General features: G+C 45.8%; 2 protein-coding genes. Both read right to left on the reverse strand.

The window, feature by feature from the left end:
- Positions 1-413: 413 nt before the first annotated feature.
- Positions 414-734 (reverse strand): fluoride efflux transporter FluC, encoded by a 321-nt coding sequence (locus tag JOD03_RS13700; protein WP_204592026.1) that lies wholly within the window; start codon positions 732-734, stop codon positions 414-416.
- On the reverse strand, positions 731-1087 hold the full coding sequence (locus JOD03_RS13705; RefSeq protein WP_204592028.1) for a CrcB family protein: 357 nt from the start codon (positions 1085-1087) through the stop codon (positions 731-733). The genes JOD03_RS13700 and JOD03_RS13705 overlap by 4 nt, the downstream gene beginning before the upstream one ends.
- Positions 1088-1205: the final 118 nt, after the last annotated feature.

Here is a 1205-nt window from a genome sequence, read left to right on the forward strand (position 1 = left end):
AAGTATTTTACTTGTTAGCTTGATGACATTGTACCGGAGCCTCCTCTTGGCATACGAGAAGCTTGCACTTCTCGCCTCCACTGCGGGGTCTCCGCCATACTCTGATTCCCCAGGAACTCACTACCTCCTCTTGTCGATTGATTTTAGAGCAGTATCACTCAAAAAAATTGAATGGTGACAAAAGATCGGACAATCGGTGACAGGCACCAAATAGGAACTGCTGGTAATTGGTGACAGGCACCTATTTTAGATAGAACGCCACTCGTAATTTTGCGGGTGGCGTTTTTATGGTTATTCACCAATTGTGTCGGGAGATTCGCTGGATAAGTGGAAAGATTCGCTGCCTAAGTCGAAAGATTCGATGGCTATTTGCTGACGTTCACCACTTCCTGATATTATGGAAACTATTTGATTTAAATGATGGTGATGAAATACCCCAAACTTACAGCAATAAGTGTCGAAGCCCATGTGACTAGGCCGTAGCGAAGCGGTCGATCACTTGTAGCTGCTTCTAGCGCAAATGTTGAAACCGTACTCAGTGCGCCGCAAAACCCGACAACAAAAAATGCCAGTCCCTCCCCCGATTGGGTAGAAGGAATGCATATGCCGATAGAAAAAGAAGCAACGAGATTTGCTAGCAGTGTTCCAAATGGGAAACTTCTATTAAAACGACTGAACGCGTAACGAACACCCGCCCCAAGACCTCCTCCGATTGCAAGAAATACGATAATCATGCCGCTCGCCCCCTCTTTAACACAAAGCGCGCAACAAGCACACTACCATGCAGTGTTAATCCCACATAGACAGCGTACACTAGAAACTCCCCTTGCTGAATCATTTGCAATGCTTCCCAATTAAAAATGGACATCGTTGTAAAACCACCGAGCACACCCGTCATCCAAAATTTCCGCCAATTGTCTTGAAGCATTTCCGATCGAATAAGAGAAATTCGTGCAATCAACGCACTACCGAGAAGGTTCGCAATCAATGTGGCAATGGGAATCCCGAACAGTCCAAACGGAATACAATACGACAAACCTGCTCGCAACAAAGTGCCAACAGCCCCACCTAGCATGACAAATAGCACTCGAACCCCTCCTTCCAAAAAAGAAAGAGGCTGGGACAAAACCTAGACTCTAATTGAAAAAGCGCGCACCGCAGAAAATTCTGCGGTGCGCGCTTTTTGTGTACAAAAATAAGGACAA

This window comes from Chryseomicrobium aureum, assembly GCF_016909155.1.
Classification (GTDB): domain Bacteria; phylum Bacillota; class Bacilli; order Bacillales_A; family Planococcaceae; genus Chryseomicrobium; species Chryseomicrobium aureum.

Excerpts from the sequence above, each read along its gene's own strand:
- JOD03_RS13700 (WP_204592026.1), bottom strand. The coding sequence starts at position 734 with ATGATTATCGTATTTCTTGCAATCGGAGGAGGTCTTGGGGCGGGTGTT.